The following is an 18,738-nucleotide window of genomic DNA, read 5'->3' on the forward strand; positions in this document are numbered from 1 at the left end:
CAGTTATAAAATGTATAAAAAAATATGCGTAATCGATTACACAGCACCCAATCAAGGTTGAATCCCGTCACCTTGGGTAACATCCACGGGAATCATCCAAATCGCAGGCAATAAAAAACCGGCACTCAGGCCGGTTTTTTAACACGCAAGAAACTATTAATTGCGAGTTTCAGTCTTGGTTACCTTAGTAGACACTTGACCAACTACGCGACGGTTTTGCTCGCGACCATCAGCAGTCATGTTGTCTGCAACCGGTTTGGCTTCACCGTAACCAATTGCATTTACGCGATCAGCAGCAATACCGTATTTGGTAATCAGCGCTGCTTTCACTGCATCAGCACGGCTTTGTGAAAGCTTTTGGTTGTAGGCATCAGAACCCTGGCTATCAGTGTGGCCTTCAACAGTCACTTGAGTATCAGCATACTGATCCATAAAGGTAGCCAGTTTAGCTACTTCACCTTCAAAATCAGGCTTGATAACTGACTTGGCAGTATCGAAGGTAATGTTCAGTTCAATGGCAACAGTTTCAGTCAACTTCAAAGAACAACCAACAGCGTCAACCTTGTGAGTTGATGGGGTGTTAGGGCACTGGTCTTTGGAGTCAAATACACCGTCGCCATCGCTGTCTTTTTCAACAACCGGTGCTGGTGCTGGCGCTGCTTTTACTGGCGCAGGTGAACCGCCAAACAGATAGCTAATACCAGCATTCAGGGCTAGATCGGTGTACTCATTGTCCAAGCTATTGAAAGCGCGAACATCGGTGCGGAATTCCCAGTTACCGCCCAGTGAACGCTTAACACCGGCACCGAGGTTCAACAGGGTGTCGCGCTCGGATGATGGAGTAGCGGCGTTGAATTCACGCTCCTGGTCACCTACACCAAAGGCAACATAAGGGCGCCACAGGCTTTCAGTGTTGATGTTGTACAGGGCATCCAAACGGTATTGAGTGCCATCTACGTCAACAGCGCCCGCTTGGGTTTCACTGTCCCACTTGCTGGCAACGGCTTCCAAAGTCCAGTTTTCGTTCAACACGTAACCAAAACCCAGACCCCAGGTATTGGCATCTTCAAGAGCTTCGTCAAAGAATACACGGCCAGCATCGGCACGTACTTCGAATTTGTGGTTATCGGCGCTAGCGCCTGCTGATAAAGCGGCAATTACTGCAGATAAAGCTAATACTTGTGTGTGTTTCATAGTCATAGTTCTCCGTTGAAAATAGCGAGTTCCAAAAAAACAATCGGGCTGGTTACTTTATACATACCCGGATTGATAAAAAATGATCAAAACGATCAGTCAACTACACCGGCTTAAAATCCGTTTCATGATTATTTTCAGTCGCTTACATTAACAAATTAAAGTGCTGTCTGCCAATTTAAGCGACTTTGAACGCCAGTTTATGCTGTTTTCTTGAACAAAAGATCCCAAACACCGTGCCCCAGGCGCTCACCGCGCTTTTCAAACTTGGTGATTGGCCGATACTCCGGTCGTGGTGCATAGCCGGTTTCTTTAAATTCAGTGGCAAATCCCGGCGCCCCATTCATCACTTCCAGCATATGCTCCGCATAGGCTTGCCAGTCAGTGGCCATGTGAAATATGCCGCCGTCGACGAGTTTAGGGCGGAGTTTCTGAACAAAGGCTGACTGCAGGATTCGCCGTTTGTGATGTTTCTTTTTGTGCCAAGGGTCAGGAAAGTAAAGTTGCAGGCGATCTATGCTGCCGTCGGGAATACAATCTTCCAGTACATCCATGGCATCAGCCATGTACACCCGCAGGTTGGTTAACCCCTCCTGCCCGGCTACGTTAATCAAGCGCCCGACACCTGGCGGGTGTACTTCAATACCGATAAAGTTTTTTTCCGGCTCGTTGCGCGCCATCTCCAACAGGGAATCGCCCATGCCAAAACCGATTTCCAATACCAGTGGCGCCTTGCGGGCAAACACCACTGCCGGGTCAATTCGCCCCTTAAACAAGCTCAAACCAAAGCTAGGCCAATAGGTATCAAAGGCATTTTTTTGCCCGACAGTAATACGCCCTGCGCGAATCACAAAACTGCGAATCGCTTTGGGTTTAAATTCAGGCTTGATAAGAAACCCTTGCTCACCGCCTTCAAGGTCGGGAGTTAACTCAGGAAAATCAGACATATAGGTTATCAATCGTTAGACAAGAAAAAGGCCGCACCATCAGGCATCCGGTTTGGTTTGCCAGGCCGCCAGCAGTAGCAACAGCCAGCCCAGCAGGAAGCACAGACCACCAAGCGGAGTCACTGGCCCCAGCCAGCGCGGTGCACCCAGCGCCAATCCGTAAAGGCTGCCACTGAATAACAGGATGCCCAGTATAAAGGCTAGGCCAGCAGCTTTTAACCCTGGTGTTGCCGGTTTATGTAACAACCAGAACCCCAGAAACAACAAGGCAAAGGTGTGATAGAACTGGTATTGCACCCCCGTTTTTACAGTCGCCAAGGCGCTGGTTGAAAGTATTTGCGCCAAGCCATGTGCCGCAAATGCGCCGATAATTACCGCTAAAAAACCGCTAACTGCAGCGATTGTAATCAATAAACGCGCCATTCATTCCTCCGCAAAAGGCTTGTTATAAAACAAAAAAGCAATAAAAAAGCCGCGCAATGCGCGGCTTTTTAGTAGTCAATAATCGCTCTTGGTCAGGCTTCCAACATCATGGTTTTGACTTTGTTCATGGCATTTTTTTCCAACTGGCGGATACGCTCGGCTGAAACACCGTATTCGGCAGCCAGATCATGCAGTGTCGCCTTGTCTTCATTTAACCAGCGGCGCTGCAAAATCACACGGCTACGATCATCCAACTGTTCAATCGCTTTTTCCAAACTGTTGACATTGGACTCCTCCCAATTGGACTCCTCCAAACGCACAGCAGGGTCGTAGCGATTGTCTTCGAGGTAATGGGCTGGCGCCACATAACCATCGTCTTCGTCATCTTCACCGGCATCAAAACCTGCGTCATAAGAAGCGAGGCGGCCTTCCATTTCGCGTACTTGCTTAACATCAACACCCAGATCTGCCGCGACGGCGTGGGCTTCGTCGTTGCTCAACCACGCCAAACGCTTCTTGGCGCCACGCAGATTGAAGAACAATTTGCGTTGGGCTTTGGTGGTGGCGATTTTCACGATGCGCCAGTTTTTCAGGATAAATTCATGAATTTCGGCTTTGATCCAATGCACAGCAAAAGACACCAAACGCACGCCCTTATCGGGATCGAAACGTTTAACGGCTTTCATCAGACCGACATTGCCTTCTTGCACCAAATCGCCCAACGGCAAACCATAACCATTGTATGAACGTGCAATGTGCACGACAAAACGCAGATGGGCCATTACCAATTTACGCGCGGCATCAAGATTGCCGTTGTGGTGCAGATCGCGCGCCAGCTCTTGCTCCTCCTCCACAGTGAGGATAGAAAAAGCACTGACCGCTTGAACATAGGCGTTCAGGTTTGCACCAGGGGCAAGGATGCCAATAGGTTGCAGACTTGTACTTGCGCTCATGTATACCTCCAATAACTGTGGTCCGAGTGTACCACCGGCTATTTAGTTGTGCTAGCACCGAAAAAGTTCACTTTACGCGAATGTTGCACCGGCTAGGGACACCAGATTTACCCGCCGATTTAACGTGGTTGGATCTGGTACAAGTGGCGCGCCACCGCGATCCAGGCGCCGATCAACCCCGTGACTCCCGCAAACAGGATTAACTGTAAGCTCTCTATAAAACCTAAGCCTTGTAAACGAAAGCTGCTTTGATACAGATCAGCCAACTGTGCAACTGGCGCCGCTAACCACCAAAAACCCAGGCCCAATAAAATGGCCGCGACAATGCCCCCGCCGACACCAAACCAAAGACCGGTATAGAGAAACGGGCGGCGCACATAGGCGTCGGTGCCACCTACCAGTTTCACGACCAGAATTTCATCGCGGCGATTTTCAATCGCCATACGAATGGTATTACCGATAACCAACAACACCCCCAGCGCCAGCAGCCCCGCCAAGGCGGTGACAAAACGCTCGGCCAAGGCAATAAATTGATGCAAGCGCTTCACCCAGAGCATATCCAGTCGCACATCCGCAACCAGCGGGTTGGCGATCAAGGTCTGCTGCAGATCGGCCAGCGCCGCCGGTGTATTTTCGACCATTTTCGGGGTAACCAAAATCACCCCGGGCAGTGGATTTTCATCCAAATGATTGGCAAGTTCACCCAACCCGGAACCCTGCTTGAACTCTGCAAGTGCCTGTTCGGGCGAGATATAATTTGCCTGTAACACATCCGGGCGCTGGGCCACACGGCCGCGTAAATCCTGGGCTTGGGTAGCAGTGACATCCTTCTTTAAAAACACCGATACCTGACTGGAATCCTGCCAGGTTTGGCCAATTTGCTGCAGATTATTGAAAACCACAAACAGCGCAGCGGGCAGTGCGATAGCAATCGCAATCACCAACCAGGTCATGGCACTTTGCAGCGGCGTTTCAAACATGCGCAGCAAGCTTTCAATAGCCGAGTTGCTGTGATGGGCACTCCAGGCGTCAAACTTGTCGCGCCAGGACATTTGGCTCTGCACCGCACCTTGCGGACGCACAGTTTCTACACGCGGCGGCGCTTCGCGGCGCGGGCGATCAGCACGGCTAGTGGTGCTCGCGCCCATACGATTGCGGCGCTCGGGTTTTGCGGGACGATTCGATTTCACCAGAGCACCCCGTCGTGTACCAGTTTACCTTGCACCAAGCCCAACACCCGTTTGTTCATCCGCTTTAACAATTCCACGTCGTGGGTGGCGATCATCACGGTGGTGCCCACCTCGTTGAACTGACGAAACAAGGTCATGATTTCATTGGCTAACTCAGGGTCTAGGTTGCCGGTGGGTTCATCGGCCAGTAATAAAGTAGGTTTATTGACGACGGCACGGGCGATGCCCACGCGCTGTTGTTCACCACCGGAGAGCACCACCGGGTTGCTGCGTTCTTTATCCAGCAAGTCAACCTTGTCGAGCGCGGCGCGCACACGTTTGCCGATTTCCTGATGAGGGTAGCCGGCAACCTGCAGTGGCAGGGCAACATTATCGAACACCGTGCGATCAAAGAGCAGTTGGTGGTTTTGGAAGACTACGCCGATATTGCGGCGAAAATAGGGGATCTGGCTTTTGGGCATGGTTTCCAGATGATGACCATCCACAAATACCTGCCCCAGCGATGGCTGCTCCATGAGCATGATCATTTTCATCAGCGTGCTTTTGCCGGCCCCCGAGTGGCCGGTGAGGAAAACCATTTCCCCCGCCTGCACTTCAAAGTCGACGCGTGCCAAGGCTTCGTAGCCGGTGTCGTAGCGCTTGCTTACGGTTTCAAATCGAATCACAACAAACCCTGTTTGCTAAATAGTTAAGCGGCATCCGTTTGGTTAAACAGCGCCTTGATAAACGGCTCAGCCGCAAACGGCTGTAAATCATCAATCGCCTCGCCGACACCAATAAAACGCACCGGCAGGCCAAATTTCTTGCTCAGGGCAAAAATCACTCCGCCTTTGGCGGTGCCATCGAGCTTGGTTAATACCAACCCGGTTACACCGGCAGCGTCGCGGAAAGTTTCGGTTTGGTTGACGGCGTTCTGACCAGTGCCGGCATCCAGCACCAATAACACCTCGTGAGGCGCAGAGCCATCAACCTTGGCCATCACCCGCTTGACCTTGGACAACTCATCCATCAAATGGTTTTTGTTGTGTAAGCGACCGGCGGTATCAGCGATGATCACATCAATTCCCCGCGATTTGGCCGCTTGCAGGGCGTCGAATATTACCGACGCCGAATCCGCACCGGTGTGCTGGGCAATCACCGGGACATTGTTGCGCTCACCCCAAACCTGCAGCTGTTCGACCGCCGCCGCGCGGAAAGTATCCCCCGCCGCCAACATGACTTTTTTACCCTCGTTTTGCAGGCGCTTGGCAAGTTTGCCGATGGTGGTCGTTTTGCCCACCCCATTCACACCCACCACCAGAATCACATAAGGTTGCCTGCTACTGTCGATCACCAGCGGTTTTTCCACCGGGCGCAGCAAATCTGTGAGCTGGTCGCGCAGGGCTTGATAAAGTGCATCCACATCGTTGAGCTGCTTACGGGCGACGCGGGCTGTCAGGCTATCGATAATTTCTGTGGTTGCATCCATCCCCACATCGGCAACCAATAATTGGGTTTCCAGCTCTTCAAACAGCTCATCATCGATGGTTTTGCGACCGAGAAACAGATTGCCCAAACCCTCGGCAAAGTGACTGCTGGTGCGGCTTAAACCCTGTTTGATACGGGCAAAAAAGCCGAGTTTCGCGGGGGCTTCCGGTGGGTTAACTACTACCGGGGACTCGACAACGGGTGCGGGTTCGCTCTCGCTGACCACCTCGACAGCAGGCGATTCGATAAGCGGGTTGTTATCGGAATTGTTATCGAAACTGCCATCGGGCTTGGCATCAACCTTAGCGTCAGGCTTATCGGATTTTTTAAAGAGATTGAAAAACATAAGTGTGATCTGGGGTGTTGGCAAAAATGGATGAGTGGCGCAAAGCAGCAGATATGGATTCTGCAAAGCCAGCAAAGGCGCTATCCTACCACTTCTTCACCGCCCGCAGAGAAAAAGCCTTGTCCAAACCCGTCGCAAAATCGCTCACAAAATCACCCAAGGGTAGCAACCAACTGCGCATTATTGGCGGCCTGTGGCGCGGGCGAAAACTCGGTTTTCCTGATGTGGATGGCCTGCGCCCCACCGGTGACCGGATTCGCGAAACCCTGTTCAATTGGCTGGCGCCGGATATTCAAGGCGCTCACTGCCTGGATTTGTTTGCCGGTTCCGGTGCCTTGGGGTTGGAGGCACTGTCGCGTGGTGCCGCGAGCAGCCTGCTGATTGAACGCGATAGCCGCGCCGCTGCTCAGCTCAACGCCAACCTTGAGTTACTCAAGGCAGAGGGTGGGAAAGTATTGCAGATGGATGCACTGGGGTATTTAGGTACTGCAACGGCACAACGCCAGACACCGCGGTTTGATGTAGTGTTTATCGACCCGCCGTTCCAATTAAACCTGTGGCAAGCCGTGATCGACCTGATAGAACAGCAGCAATTATTAAGCGAAGGGGCGGCGATTTATATTGAGTCCGGCCTGCATGACCAGTACCTGCCCCCTGCCAGCTGGCGCTTGCACCGAGATAAAACCTCCGGCAGCGTTCACTACCGGTTGTTCTATCGCGATGCCCCTGACCAAACGCAAACCTCGACCTAAATCACGGCCATCACTCAGTTAGGTGCGATTTTGATAAAACGGCTGTAGAGACCATTTTTATCAAACGCGGCCACCTCAAACACATAAGTCCCTTCCAACCAAGCTAGATTCAGCTCATTGGTGTAGGCATTCTCGACGCTCACATAGGTGTACTCGGTATCAGTCAGCCGGCGATATCGCACCTCATAACCACCTAACTCACTGATGTCGAGTGTGGTTCCGTCTTCACGCAAGCTTGGGATATTCCAGCGCAGATACACCGGCCCTGCAACCGCGCTGCCCTCTGAACCCAGTGAACTTGCAGCTGACGAACTTGATGAACTGGTGATCGGTGCTGCCGAACTGGAGGATGAACTGGATACCACCGGCGCGCTGCTGGTTTGCGAGGAAGTTGATGAGGCAACCGACGAAGTGGAGCTGGACGAACTGGACGAGCTGGAGACTGGCTCCGTATTACTCGGTACCGAACCGGCAGGTGCCTCCTCAATTTTAAACCAGTTAATGTTGTAACCCTTGGCAAGCGCGGTCATGCCAAAAATATGAGGGCCAGCCTCGAGTGTGACTATACGCTCCACATCCACCCATTTTTGGAAACTTCCGGTTTTGGGCACGGCAACCACATCATACTGTTTACTGCCATCCGCCTCATGAAATGCAAGACTGCCGCCGCCGTAGAGGCTGGAGGTGCGATAAGTAACTTTGTAATTACCGGTAACGGGAATATCGATCACCTTATTTTCATAAGACAACCAATCGCCCGCGTCGATAGCGCCAATGTTTGAACCACCACCCACATCGGTGGTGGCCTCCACTTTGATACCGGACATAGCAGCAAAATCTTCCGCCTGGATTGTGACTGGCAGAGCTATGCCTTTGTAGTCCACTTGCATCCAATTGAGATTAAAACCCTTGACGAGGGCAGTGATGCCCAACTTATGAGTGCCCGCTGGCAGGTTAATGGTCTGTTCGATGGTAATCCATTTCTGGAAGCCGCCCGTTTTGGGCACGGCCACGGGTGCAAATTGATGCCCCGTATCCAGATTGTAGAGGTAGAAACTTCCGCCCCCATAAAGGCTGGAAACGCGATAGCTCACCTTGTAATTACCGGCGGTAGGCGCATGGATTTCATGGTTGCCATAGGCCAGCCAATCACTGGCATCTATCGCACCGATATTGAAGCCGCCACCTTCATCAGTGGTGGGTTCAACTTTAATACCCCCCATCGCGGTATAAGCTTCTGATTCGATACGCAGCGAGGTAGTCGGCGCAGTGCCCGTGCTGCTTGCCGTGCTGGATACCGCAGCGCTGCTGGGCTGCGATGAACTCGATACGGCCACACTGCTCGGTTGTGACGAGCTGGATACCGCAACACTGCTGGGCTGGGAGGAACTTGACACTGCCACACTACTCGGTTGCGATGAGCTGGATACCGCTACGCTGCTGGGCTGGGAGGAGCTCGACACGGCCACACTACTCGGCTGTGACGAACTGGAAGTGGGGGCCGGTGCCTCTTCCGCTATCTTGTCCAATTTAAACCAATTGATATTAAAACCCTTGCTCAAGGCTTTAATACCCAAAGTGTGACGCCCCGCGGGCAAGGTCACTGTCTGCTCCACGCTAACCCAAGTTTGCCAACTACCGGTTTTGGGAACTGTAACCCTGTCATATTCGGTATCGGTGTCGAGCTCGTACAAATAGAAACTACTGCCACCCTGCGGGCTGGATAGGCGATAAGTGATTTTGTAAGTGGTAGGTACCGCTATCTCGATAACCGTATTTTCATAAGCCAGCCAATCGCCCGGATCTATCGCACCAATATTCGAGCCACCGCCCGTATCTTTGGTGGCCTCAACCTTGATCCCTTTCATGGCCGAAAAGTTTTCCGCCTGAATCACCAGCGAACTGGTCGTTGAGCTGCTGCTCGTGGTGGTATTCGTCGTGGTCTGTGCCACCGCACCACCGGCGGCACTCATTATCGGCGCCACCAGGCTCATCACCAGGGTCATTTTGCGCAGGTACATCTGCCAATTCAGACCGCGCTTCAATTGTTGGCGCGTGATGTAGCCCATTTCAATCAGGATTTCACCCAAAGAGGTGGCATCCATCATGCGTTTATCGCTGGGGTCTACCGTGGCACGACGGCGTTTTTGCTCCGCGATGGCCAGTTGCAATTGATCCTCTCGCAGTAGTCCCTTCTCTCGCAGGATGTCCCCTAACCGCGTCGCCTTGATGTTGCCAGCCATCTCACACCTCCAAAAACCCTTGTCTATACTTCAGTTCGTCCATCGAGAACTGAAACCTCTGTTCAGTCTAGTAGAGGCTAACCCAGGTTTGTGGAGCGCCTATAGACAAATTGGTGATTTACAGTTTGCTGGTCAGTTCATTACGAATTTTGTACCATGCCGGCCCCGCCAGCCGGCGTCTTCTCTGGAACTATCCCTATGCGCACAGTGGTCTATCCGGGCACTTTTGACCCCATCACCAACGGCCACATCGATTTAGTGGAGCGCGCCTGTCGGCTGTTCGACAAAGTGATAGTCGCCGTCGCAGCGAGCAATCGTAAAAACCCGCTGTTCAGTCTGGACGAGCGTGTAGCACTCGCGCAACAAACGCTCAGCCACTTAACCAATGTGACCGTCGTGGGGTTTGATATTTTGTTGGTGGAGTTTGTACGCCAGCAGAATGCGCAGGCGGTATTGCGGGGGTTGCGTGCAGTATCGGATTTTGAATACGAGTTTCAGCTGGCCAATATGAACCGCGCACTGGCGCCCACCATGGAGAGTATCTTTCTCACCCCGGCGGAACACCTTTCTTATATATCTTCGTCAATCGTGCGGGAAATCGCCATTTTGGGCGGTGATGTCAGCAAGTTTGTCGCCGCTCCCGTAGAAGCGGCACTCAAGCAAAAATTTGGTCGCTGATCAATTCTCATCCGCCATTACGGACGAATACCGGCTTAAGGCGATCAATGTTTTTAGGCCCATTTTTGGTGCTGTTGCAGGAAGTACACATGGGCTGTAGGTTGCTAAAATCGTTGTATGCCTCAATCACATCGCTTTTACGCAGCCCTTCCCAATAGCCATTAGCAGCCCTGACACTTATCCAGTCACATTGATCGAGCACGTGGCTCGTCCAATTTTTGCGGTGATCAATACTGTCTGCCGCTTTGCCACATTTCACACAGGCGACTTTTCCTCGGCCGCCCCATTTATTCCAAACATCGTCCGCATTCTGCCATCCCGGACGCGTACCTTTGAATAGATAAGAGGGAGCGGCAGGCTGAATGAAATACTCCCCGCTCTCAAACTCCCGCAATACTTTGGCTTTACTGCGCGTATTGCGAGGGTTGCGCAAAGCAGCCTGCCTGGGTTTATCCAACCCGAATTGACTCTTCATCCGCGCCTTACGCAGGGTTCTCGCTTTTGTATCTGAATGGGGCATAACCTATCTCCTTATGATTGATCGATATCGCTGATTCTACGTCTCTACCCACGGCACACCATTACACCAGATAACGTCAGCCTATTTCTGGCACGCCACGCAATACACCGTGGTGCGATCATTCATGCGCACCTCTTTGAGCGGTTTTTTACAGGTCATACAGGGCTGATTACCGCGCCCGTAGACCAGTAGTTGCTGCTTGAAGTACCCCGGTTTGCCATCACCACCGACAAAATCGCGCAATGTCGTGCCGCCCTGATCAATGGAGCGTTGCAGTACAAATTTAATATCGCGCACCAGTTGCTCACAATCCTTACGCGTCAGTGCGCTCGCTTTGCGAATCGGTTTGATGCCCGCCATAAATAGCGATTCATTGGCGTAGATGTTCCCCACCCCCACCACGATTTTGCTGTCCATGATGAACTGTTTCACCGCCTGGCTGCGCTTGCGGCTGCGCTCGTATAAATAATCTGCAGTGAATGTATCGGTAAGCGGCTCCGGCCCTAAATCGGCCAATAGCTTGTGAGTTTTGGGGTCGCCCTCCACCCATAACCAGCAACCGAAACGGCGCGGATCGCAATAACGCAGCGCCTGTTTACCGAAGATCAGGTCAACATGATCGTGAAACAGCGGCGGCTCGTCGGCTTGCACAATACGCAGGCTGCCGGACATACCCAAGTGGATCAACGCATGGCCGTGACCGAAATCCAGCAATAGATATTTGCCGCGCCGGTAAGCACCGCGCAGTGAATGGCCGACAACCCGCTCCTGCAAGTCGGTGGGGATAGGCCAGCGCAGGCGCGGCTGGCGCACAATCAATGCCGTGGTTTTACGGCCGACGACGTGGGGCGCAATACCGCGCAAGGTAGTTTCAACTTCGGGCAACTCGGGCATAGGTAATCCTGTGAGCGGTAGACGCCGCTATTATGCCAGCGGCGCTCACTGGGTAGCCGCATTCAAACGCATCATCAGGTTTAATTGATTGGCGATCAGCTGGAATTCCTCAAATTGGCGTGCATTCAAACCACTGCGTTCACCATCGGCATAAGCGATAGCCAGGAGCCGTTTATTGAGCTGCAAGGGCGCCAGAAATAAACCACCAGTAGCTCCCATCACTTGTAACGCCCCCATGTCTTTTAACGCCACCTTGGGTTGATACCAATAAGGTTCCTGCTGGCGCAAAAACTCATGCAGTAATTCACCTTTGTGCAATTGTTCCAAGTTGATTTTGACCTGCTGCCGCCACAGGTGCGTTCCCTTGCCCGCCACGTAACGCACGTCCAGTTGTTTGGTTTTATGATCGACAAACAAAATGGCGACCCGCGCTATAGCCGCGCCCTCATGCAGGGCCGCGAGCGACAATTGAGTCACTTTGGGCAAGCTGTCACCGGCCATCATGGCTTTGTGGATCTGGTTCAAGCGCTGCTGGAACAGGTAATCAGCCACATCGCTGGAGGGCTGCTCTTTGGCATCTATATCATCGGGGTCAGGCAAGGCGCTGATGAGCATATCCACGCCGTAAATCTTGGCGATTACCGACGCCTCATCTGCCATCAATAGAATCTGCTGCTGGGCGTCTTCCAGTGGCAACTTACAGAGGCTGGCCGTCTGCTGGCAGAGCTTATGCATTTCGGGGCTTTTAATCCCGCGCTGGATATAGGTCGCAATCTGGTTGCCCAGATTCACGGCGCGTGCGGCGGCGCTGGAATGCACATGATTCTCGCAGGCCTCGCTCAGCAAATCGCCCAAGGTCCAGTCTTTGATCAAATGGCGGGAGAGCAGGCTGGTATCCACCCCCAAATACTCCAGGGCAAGGCTGTGCTCCGCCTGCGGTTCGCGGTCGCGCGCCTCGATAAACTCCGCCACCACCGGCAAGCCAGTCGATATAAGCGCCAACTCGCTGATATTGCGCAACAGCGCCGCGATAAATATCTGTTCTTTTTTATCGCCATCCAAAAACGGCACCATCGCCTTGGCTTGCACTGCGGCGTGGAAGGAGCGTGCGAGACTTTGGATCAAGAGCGCTTTGGGTTTGCCCTGCAAAAAGTTCTCGATCAGGGTAGTAGCGAGTGTGATATTACGCAGGTTGTCAAAACCCAAGTGCACTATCGCGCGCGATACCGTCTTAATCGATGCAAATGCCGGATTATAATGCACAGAATTGGCGATTTTTAACACTTTGGAGGTTAAGTCCGCATCGCGCAGGATGATTTTGGTGAGATCCTCTGCGCGACACTTTTCGTTTTCACTCAGCTCGCAAATTTCCCGCACCACCGCATTCAAGGTGGGTAATTCCTGCTCCGCGAGTGTGTCCATCCACTCCTGTAAACCCTGGGGGTTGATCATAGTTGGCACCGGGAACTCGTCACTGAAATAGGTTTTTTTATTCTGTCTTGAGTGTAGTTCAGCGCCGGATTTACGCCGACCTTGGCGCGAATTTCTTTTTTTGGGTGTATGCAGCGGCGCAAATTGGCGCCTAAGTAGCGTCGGAAAAGGCGGGGGGAAAGCTGGAGCAGGTACACAGGCAATAAAAAACCCGGCGCTGGTTAACCAGGGCCGGGTTTTTAAAGCAGATCAAGTAATTACTTGATTTTGCCTTCTTTGTAGACCACGTGCTTACGCACTACTGGGTCAAACTTTTTGATTTCCATCTTTTCCGGCATGGTGCGCTTGTTCTTGTCAGTGGTGTAGAAGTGACCAGTACCAGCAGAAGAGTTCAGACGAATTTTTTCGCGCATGACAATAGCTCCTAATTACACTTTGTGGCCGTTGGCACGAACATCAGCCAACACAGCGTCAATGCCACGCTTGTCGATGATACGCATACCTTTTGGAGTCAGGCGCAGAGTTACGAAACGCTTCTCAGCTTCTACCCAAAAACGGTGAGATTGCAGGTTTGGCAAAAAACGACGCTTGGTGTGGTTTTTTGCGTGGGAAACATTGTTGCCGGTAATGGGACGTTTACCAGTAACTTGACATACCTTGGACATTTTAGTGCCTCATTAAATAAATCAGCGCGCTAAGCTGGAAGCGCTGTGCTAGAACCGTAAAACAGACTAACAACCAGCCTAGAGCATTGTTGTAAGCAGCCTATTCTTTCCTAAACGCGGCTTGAAAACGGGGTCGGCGCAGCAAATTTCATAGGGGGAAACTTGCGCGAAAGTGGCGCTCTTTTATACGCCTTCACAACCCTGCCGCAAAGAGCCGCGTTTTATACCAAAACAGCCCTGTGATAGCAATGAAAAGCTGCTTTTTTAGCCAAAAAAACTGGCGCCCGCCACATTCGTGCAGCGATTTCAGAGCAATCCCCGCTCGGCAAAGGAAATTACCTCCGCATCGCCCACCACCATATGATCAATCACCCGCACGTCGATCAAGTCCAGCGCTGCTTGCAACCGCTGGGTGATACGACAGTCGGCTTGGCTAGGCTCTGCAACTCCGCTAGGGTGGTTGTGACTGAGGATCACCGCGGCACAGTTATGCGCCAATGCGCGCCTTACGACTTCGCGCGGGTAAACCGAGGCGCCATCGATAGTGCCGAAAAATAATTCCTCGTAGGTGATCAGGCGATTTTGGTTATCCAAAAACAAAACCGCAAAAACTTCGCGCGGTTGATGGCGCAGCTGGGCACTTAAATAGTTGCGCACAAGATCGGGGCTGGTGAGCAAGTCGCCCGTTTTCATCGCCGCCGAGAGATGTCGCCGCCCCATTTCCAGTACCGCCTGTAACTGCGCATACTTGGCGTTGCCAAGCCCGAGTCCGCGACAGAATTCAGCTTGCGAGGCTTCCAATAGCGGGCGCAGACCGCCGTACTGCTGCAACAACTCACGCGCAAGGTCTACGGCAGATTTGCCCACGCAGCCAACACGCAGGAATATGGCGAGTAATTCAGCATCGGATAAGGCACGGGGCCCAAGAGATAGTAGTTTTTCGCGCGGGCGTTCGGCGGCGGGCCAATTGGCAATCGACATGGTGTTCTCCTGTATGCGCCCTGTTAAAGAGCGCAATTCCTTGTAGTGAGGTCAGATCATTCCTTTTTAGTATCGCAACAGCCAGCGGACAGTTACGAAAACGCTGGCAAGAATGGTATCTTAACCAGCTTTCGTCAAGCCCTGCGCGGTCAGCGCCGTAAGTGGCCAATTACGTCAATGCAAGCTAAGGTTTGCACTAGCTGCTTGTTTATTCACCCGTGCGTGTAGCGCCAGAGCTTTGTGGGTACCTATGTCATCCCTTGCCAATAAACAGATTCTACTCGGTGTCACCGGCGGTATTGCGGCCTATAAAAGTGCCGATCTGGTGCGTCGCCTGCAAGATGCGGGTGCCAGCGTGCAAGTGGTGATGACGCCGGCGGCGCAGGAATTTATTACGCCGCTGACCCTGCAAGCGCTATCGGGGAACCCGGTGCATACCCAATTGCTCGACCCTGAGGCGGAAGCGGGCATGGGCCATATTCAGCTGGCGCGCTGGGCGGATTTGGTATTGATCGCCCCCGCCAGCGCCGATTTTATGGCACGCCTGACCCAAGGCATGGGTAATGATTTGCTCACCAGCATTTGCCTCGCGACCGCCGCCCCTATTGCGCTGGCGCCGGCGATGAACCAGGGGATGTGGCGCAATCAGGCGACACAAACCAATCTGGATTTACTAATCGAGCGCAAAATTCATATTTTTGGCCCCGCCGACGGCGGTCAGGCCTGTGGTGATATCGGTCCCGGGCGGATGCTGGAACCTTTACAGTTGGTCGATGCCGCTGCCAGTCTGTTTGCGACCGGTAGCCTCGCGGGCAAAACGCTTGTGATTACCGCTGGCCCCACCCGCGAAGCGATTGACCCAGTGCGCTACCTGAGCAATCACAGCTCCGGCAAGATGGGTTATGCCCTAGCCGAGGCTGCTGCAGAAGCGGGCGCCAAGACGATTCTGATTAGCGGCCCGACCCAGCTGAAAACACCGCCGCGGGTGCAGCGCATTGATGTCACCAGCGCGCAGCAAATGTTCGACGCCAGCATGGCCGCTGCCGACAGCTGCGATGTGTTTATCGCCGCTGCCGCCGTGGCCGATTATCGCCCCGCGCAGGTTGCGCCCCAAAAGCTTAAAAAAGGTGCTGATGAAAGCATCACACTGACCCTGGTCAAAAATCCCGACATAGTCGCCAGCGTTGCCGCGCTGCCCAAGCGCCCTTTTACCGTCGGTTTTGCCGCCGAGAGTGAAAACCTACTGGACTATGGCCGGGCGAAGCTGGTGCACAAAAAGCTGGATCTGGTGATTGCCAACAATATCAGCGACAGCCGCATCGGCTTTAATAGTGATGACAATGCGGTGACGGTGATTGATGAACACTCAAACCACGAACTGAGCCAGCGCAGCAAACAGCAGCTGGCACGGGAATTGATTGCACTGATCGCACGCAAAGTGACAGCACCCACACAATAACGACGACTGAATTAGCAAAAGGTAACTACGTGAAACCACGGGATATCACTATAAAAGCAACAGGTACGGCGCCCCTATCACGCAGCGCCCAACGTGCACTGGAGCAAGCCAAACGCAAAGCGGCAGTGCAGCAAAAAATCCTCCTCACCCTGCTGGGAATTGCGCTAGTGGTTAATTTGTTGGCTGCCTATTTCCTGCACCAGCAGCTGGTAGTGGTAAAAAATCACGAAAACCTGCAACGGCTTACCCAGGAAACGGTCAATGAGCGCAAAAGTGCGCTTGAAAACCATTTGCGCGAGCAGGCCAATGCGGTTGAATTGCTGGCCAATAACCCGGCCTGGCTGGCAGCGCTGGATAGCAGCAACCCGGACAATAGCGATGAAACGCGCCAACAATTAACGCAGCGCCTGGCGGCCGACAACCCGGGGATCCTGCATATCCGCCTGACCCCGACGGGAACAGCGGCCCTTGATCGAGAGGCTGAATTCCCGGTGCGCTATCTGGAATTGGACTTGATCCAGCGTGCCGAGCAGCGCAAACCCGCCCTGCCTGAATTGATCGAACTGGATAACCGCTGGATGCTGCAATGGGTAAAACCGCTGGCAGCCAACCCTGAGTCCGCCCCCTTGGGTACGCTCCTCATCACCACTGATGCCAGCCAACTGGTGGAACTGTCAGCCGGTGGGAACCAAAGTGTGGGCGAGACAATATTGTTACAACAGTTCAGCGGCAGCCCGGTGCAGACCATTCGCAAATCCGGCAGCGGCAACGCGGGAGCCAAAGCGAGCGCCAATATCGACCAAAGCCACCTTGTGGTGCAATTTACCCCTTCTGAACAACTTAAAAACACCGCCGAAGAAATGCCAACACTCTGGCTGCTGGTTGTCAGCCTGATCGCCGCCGCCAGTTTGGCGCTCTGCTGGTTCCTCAGCAAAGTGATTACCCGCGCCACATTTAAAGATACAGATAGCCCAACACCTAGCCTGCAAGACACAGTGAAAGCCAGTAAAGATTCTGTGGACGAAGAAAACCTTATCAATCCACTGTTCCAAACCCAGGACATTCTGGATATTGCGGTTATCGATGAAGATGAGGATATCCTCGGGCTGAGCGAAAACTCGGGCAAAAAAGCCAGCAGTGCCAAACGCAGCAGCCTCACCGAAAGTGATGTGCCTCTGGAGATCTTCCGCTCTTATGACATTCGCGGTTTGGTAAACAGCCAAATTACGCCGCAGCTGGCACAGCTAATCGGCCAGGCAGTGGGAAGCGAAGCAATCGATCAGGGTGAACACAGCATTGTGGTCGCACGCGACGGTCGCACTCACAGCGAAGCGCTCACCCAGGCGTTGATTAAAGGTATTTTGCGCACCGGCTGTAATGTAATTAATGTGGGCGTGGTCCCGACGCCGCTCATGTACTTCGCCACCTTTCATTTTGACGATACCCACAGCGGTGTGATGGTGACCGCCAGCCACAACCCCAAGGAATACAACGGTTTTAAAGTGGTGATCAACAATCGCGCGCTGGCCGATGACGCGGTAGTGGAATTGCGCTCGCGTATTATTGCGCAGCGCTTCCATCAAGGCTTGGGTGAGGAGACTCCGCGCGCAATTATCCCCGACTATATCGAACGCATTTTTTCCGACGTGGCGCTGGCGGGAAATATCAGCATAGTGGTGGACGCCGGCAATGCGGTGCCCGGTTTGGTTGCACCGCAATTATTTGAAGAATTGGGCTGTGATGTCACATCGCTTTTTTGCGATCTGGATGGCGAATTCCCCAATCACAATCCCGACCCAACCATCGAAGAAAACTTGCAAGCACTGATCGCCAAAGTCAAAGAGGTCAAAGCCGATATTGGTGTCGCTTTCGACGGTGATGGCGACCGCTTGGTGGTGGTCACTCCCAAGGGCGATATTATTTGGCCCGACCGTTTATTGATGTTATTTGCCAAAGATATTCTCGCGCGCAACCCCGGCGCCGATGTGCTGTTCGACGTAAAATGCTCACGCCAGTTGAACCAGGTAATCAGCAGTTATGGCGGCCGGCCGATCATGTGGAAAACGGGTCACTCACCGATGAAAGCGAAAATGGAAGAGACGCAAGCGCTTATCGGCGGCGAATATTCCGGCCATATTTTTATCAAGGATCGCTGGTACGGCTTCGACGACGGTATCTACGCCATGGCCCGTCTGTTGGAAATTATTACCCTGCGCGATCAAAACATCGATGACATTTTTGCCGGTTTCCCGCAGTTGCATGCAACACCGGAAATCAAGATCAACATCAGTGATCAGGACAAATTTGGCTTGATTAAAAAACTCGCCGAAACCGGCGATTTTGCCAATGGTGCACTCACCACTATCGATGGTTTACGCGTGGATTACACCAAGGGTTGGGGCTTGGTGCGCGCGTCAAATACCTCACCCGCACTCACCCTGCGCTTTGAAGCGGAATCACCCGAAGCACTGGAAAAAATACAACAGATTTTCAAACGCGAATTAATTAAAGTTGATGCCAATCTGCACATCGATTTTTGAATTATTAGCGGTTATCAAACACTTTTCATCAACGACTTTTTATTATTTACAGGAT

Annotated in this window: 18 protein-coding genes; 4 read left to right on the forward strand and 14 right to left on the reverse strand. The window is 52.8% G+C overall.

Annotated elements, in window-relative coordinates; translation table 11 throughout:
* Positions 1 to 156: 156 nt before the first annotated feature.
* The 7 genes from D0B88_RS03220 to ftsY all read right to left on the reverse strand — a co-directional run bounded on the left by D0B88_RS03220 (position 157) and on the right by ftsY (position 6,520).
* On the reverse strand, positions 157 to 1,200 hold the full coding sequence (locus D0B88_RS03220) for an OmpA family protein (protein ID WP_225318513.1): 1,044 nt from the start codon (positions 1,198 to 1,200) through the stop codon (positions 157 to 159).
* Positions 1,201 to 1,394: 194 nt separating this feature from the next.
* Positions 1,395 to 2,141, reverse strand: a complete 747-nt coding sequence (gene trmB, locus D0B88_RS03225) for a tRNA (guanosine(46)-N7)-methyltransferase TrmB (RefSeq protein WP_225318514.1) — start codon at positions 2,139 to 2,141, stop codon at positions 1,395 to 1,397.
* Positions 2,142 to 2,180: 39 nt separating this feature from the next.
* Positions 2,181 to 2,564, reverse strand: a complete 384-nt coding sequence (locus D0B88_RS03230) for a DUF423 domain-containing protein (protein ID WP_151054997.1) — start codon at positions 2,562 to 2,564, stop codon at positions 2,181 to 2,183.
* A 92-nt stretch (positions 2,565 to 2,656) separates the two neighbouring features.
* Positions 2,657 to 3,517, reverse strand: coding sequence for an RNA polymerase sigma factor RpoH (rpoH, locus tag D0B88_RS03235; protein WP_007639339.1), 861 nt, complete (start codon positions 3,515 to 3,517; stop codon positions 2,657 to 2,659).
* A 119-nt stretch (positions 3,518 to 3,636) separates the two neighbouring features.
* Positions 3,637 to 4,707 (reverse strand): permease-like cell division protein FtsX, encoded by a 1,071-nt coding sequence (ftsX, locus tag D0B88_RS03240; protein WP_151054999.1) that lies wholly within the window; start codon positions 4,705 to 4,707, stop codon positions 3,637 to 3,639.
* The gene (ftsE, locus tag D0B88_RS03245) at positions 4,704 to 5,372 is read right to left on the reverse strand and encodes a cell division ATP-binding protein FtsE (RefSeq protein ID WP_007639335.1); all 669 of its coding nucleotides are present in this window, start codon (positions 5,370 to 5,372) and stop codon (positions 4,704 to 4,706) included. Before ftsE ends, ftsX begins: the two co-directional genes overlap by 4 nt.
* Positions 5,373 to 5,395: 23 nt before the next feature.
* Positions 5,396 to 6,520: a signal recognition particle-docking protein FtsY gene (gene ftsY / locus D0B88_RS03250; protein ID WP_151055002.1), complete on the reverse strand. Its 1,125-nt coding sequence runs from the start codon at positions 6,518 to 6,520 to the stop codon at positions 5,396 to 5,398.
* Positions 6,521 to 6,546: 26 nt separating this feature from the next.
* Between ftsY and rsmD the strand changes: the two genes are divergently transcribed.
* Complete coding sequence (rsmD, locus tag D0B88_RS03255) at positions 6,547 to 7,272, forward strand: 16S rRNA (guanine(966)-N(2))-methyltransferase RsmD (protein ID WP_225318515.1); 726 nt, start codon at positions 6,547 to 6,549, stop codon at positions 7,270 to 7,272.
* 14 nt (positions 7,273 to 7,286) lie between these two features.
* On the opposite strand, the gene D0B88_RS03260 is transcribed toward rsmD, so the two are convergent.
* The gene (locus tag D0B88_RS03260; RefSeq protein WP_151055005.1) at positions 7,287 to 9,515 is read right to left on the reverse strand and encodes a carbohydrate-binding protein; all 2,229 of its coding nucleotides are present in this window, start codon (positions 9,513 to 9,515) and stop codon (positions 7,287 to 7,289) included.
* A 198-nt stretch (positions 9,516 to 9,713) separates the two neighbouring features.
* Here D0B88_RS03260 and coaD point away from each other — a divergent pair, with 198 nt between their 5' ends.
* Complete coding sequence (coaD, locus tag D0B88_RS03265; protein ID WP_007639327.1) at positions 9,714 to 10,193, forward strand: pantetheine-phosphate adenylyltransferase; 480 nt, start codon at positions 9,714 to 9,716, stop codon at positions 10,191 to 10,193.
* A 7-nt stretch (positions 10,194 to 10,200) separates the two neighbouring features.
* Here coaD and D0B88_RS03270 read toward each other — a convergent pair whose 3' ends face one another.
* From D0B88_RS03270 to radC, 6 genes are all read right to left on the reverse strand, one after another.
* Positions 10,201 to 10,713: a hypothetical protein gene (locus D0B88_RS03270; RefSeq protein ID WP_007639325.1), complete on the reverse strand. Its 513-nt coding sequence runs from the start codon at positions 10,711 to 10,713 to the stop codon at positions 10,201 to 10,203.
* An 81-nt stretch (positions 10,714 to 10,794) separates the two neighbouring features.
* The gene (gene mutM, locus D0B88_RS03275) at positions 10,795 to 11,607 is read right to left on the reverse strand and encodes a bifunctional DNA-formamidopyrimidine glycosylase/DNA-(apurinic or apyrimidinic site) lyase (RefSeq protein WP_151055008.1); all 813 of its coding nucleotides are present in this window, start codon (positions 11,605 to 11,607) and stop codon (positions 10,795 to 10,797) included.
* 45 nt (positions 11,608 to 11,652) lie between these two features.
* Positions 11,653 to 13,059: an HDOD domain-containing protein gene (locus tag D0B88_RS03280; RefSeq protein WP_151055010.1), complete on the reverse strand. Its 1,407-nt coding sequence runs from the start codon at positions 13,057 to 13,059 to the stop codon at positions 11,653 to 11,655.
* 236 nt (positions 13,060 to 13,295) lie between these two features.
* Positions 13,296 to 13,451 carry a 50S ribosomal protein L33 gene (rpmG, locus tag D0B88_RS03285; protein WP_007639321.1) on the reverse strand — a complete coding sequence of 52 codons (156 nt, stop codon included), beginning with the start codon at positions 13,449 to 13,451 and terminating at the stop codon, positions 13,296 to 13,298.
* 15 nt (positions 13,452 to 13,466) lie between these two features.
* Positions 13,467 to 13,703, reverse strand: a complete 237-nt coding sequence (gene rpmB / locus D0B88_RS03290; RefSeq protein WP_007639320.1) for a 50S ribosomal protein L28 — start codon at positions 13,701 to 13,703, stop codon at positions 13,467 to 13,469.
* 306 nt (positions 13,704 to 14,009) lie between these two features.
* Positions 14,010 to 14,684, reverse strand: a complete 675-nt coding sequence (gene radC / locus D0B88_RS03295; RefSeq protein WP_151055013.1) for a DNA repair protein RadC — start codon at positions 14,682 to 14,684, stop codon at positions 14,010 to 14,012.
* A 250-nt stretch (positions 14,685 to 14,934) separates the two neighbouring features.
* On the opposite strand from radC, the gene coaBC reads away from it, so the two are divergent.
* Complete coding sequence (gene coaBC, locus D0B88_RS03300) at positions 14,935 to 16,143, forward strand: bifunctional phosphopantothenoylcysteine decarboxylase/phosphopantothenate--cysteine ligase CoaBC (RefSeq protein ID WP_151055015.1); 1,209 nt, start codon at positions 14,935 to 14,937, stop codon at positions 16,141 to 16,143.
* 29 nt (positions 16,144 to 16,172) lie between these two features.
* Positions 16,173 to 18,683, forward strand: a complete 2,511-nt coding sequence (locus D0B88_RS03305) for a phosphomannomutase/phosphoglucomutase (protein ID WP_007639316.1) — start codon at positions 16,173 to 16,175, stop codon at positions 18,681 to 18,683.
* The last annotated feature ends 55 nt before the right edge of the window (positions 18,684 to 18,738 follow it).

The organism is Cellvibrio sp. KY-YJ-3 (assembly GCF_008806955.1).
GTDB lineage: Bacteria > Pseudomonadota > Gammaproteobacteria > Pseudomonadales > Cellvibrionaceae > Cellvibrio.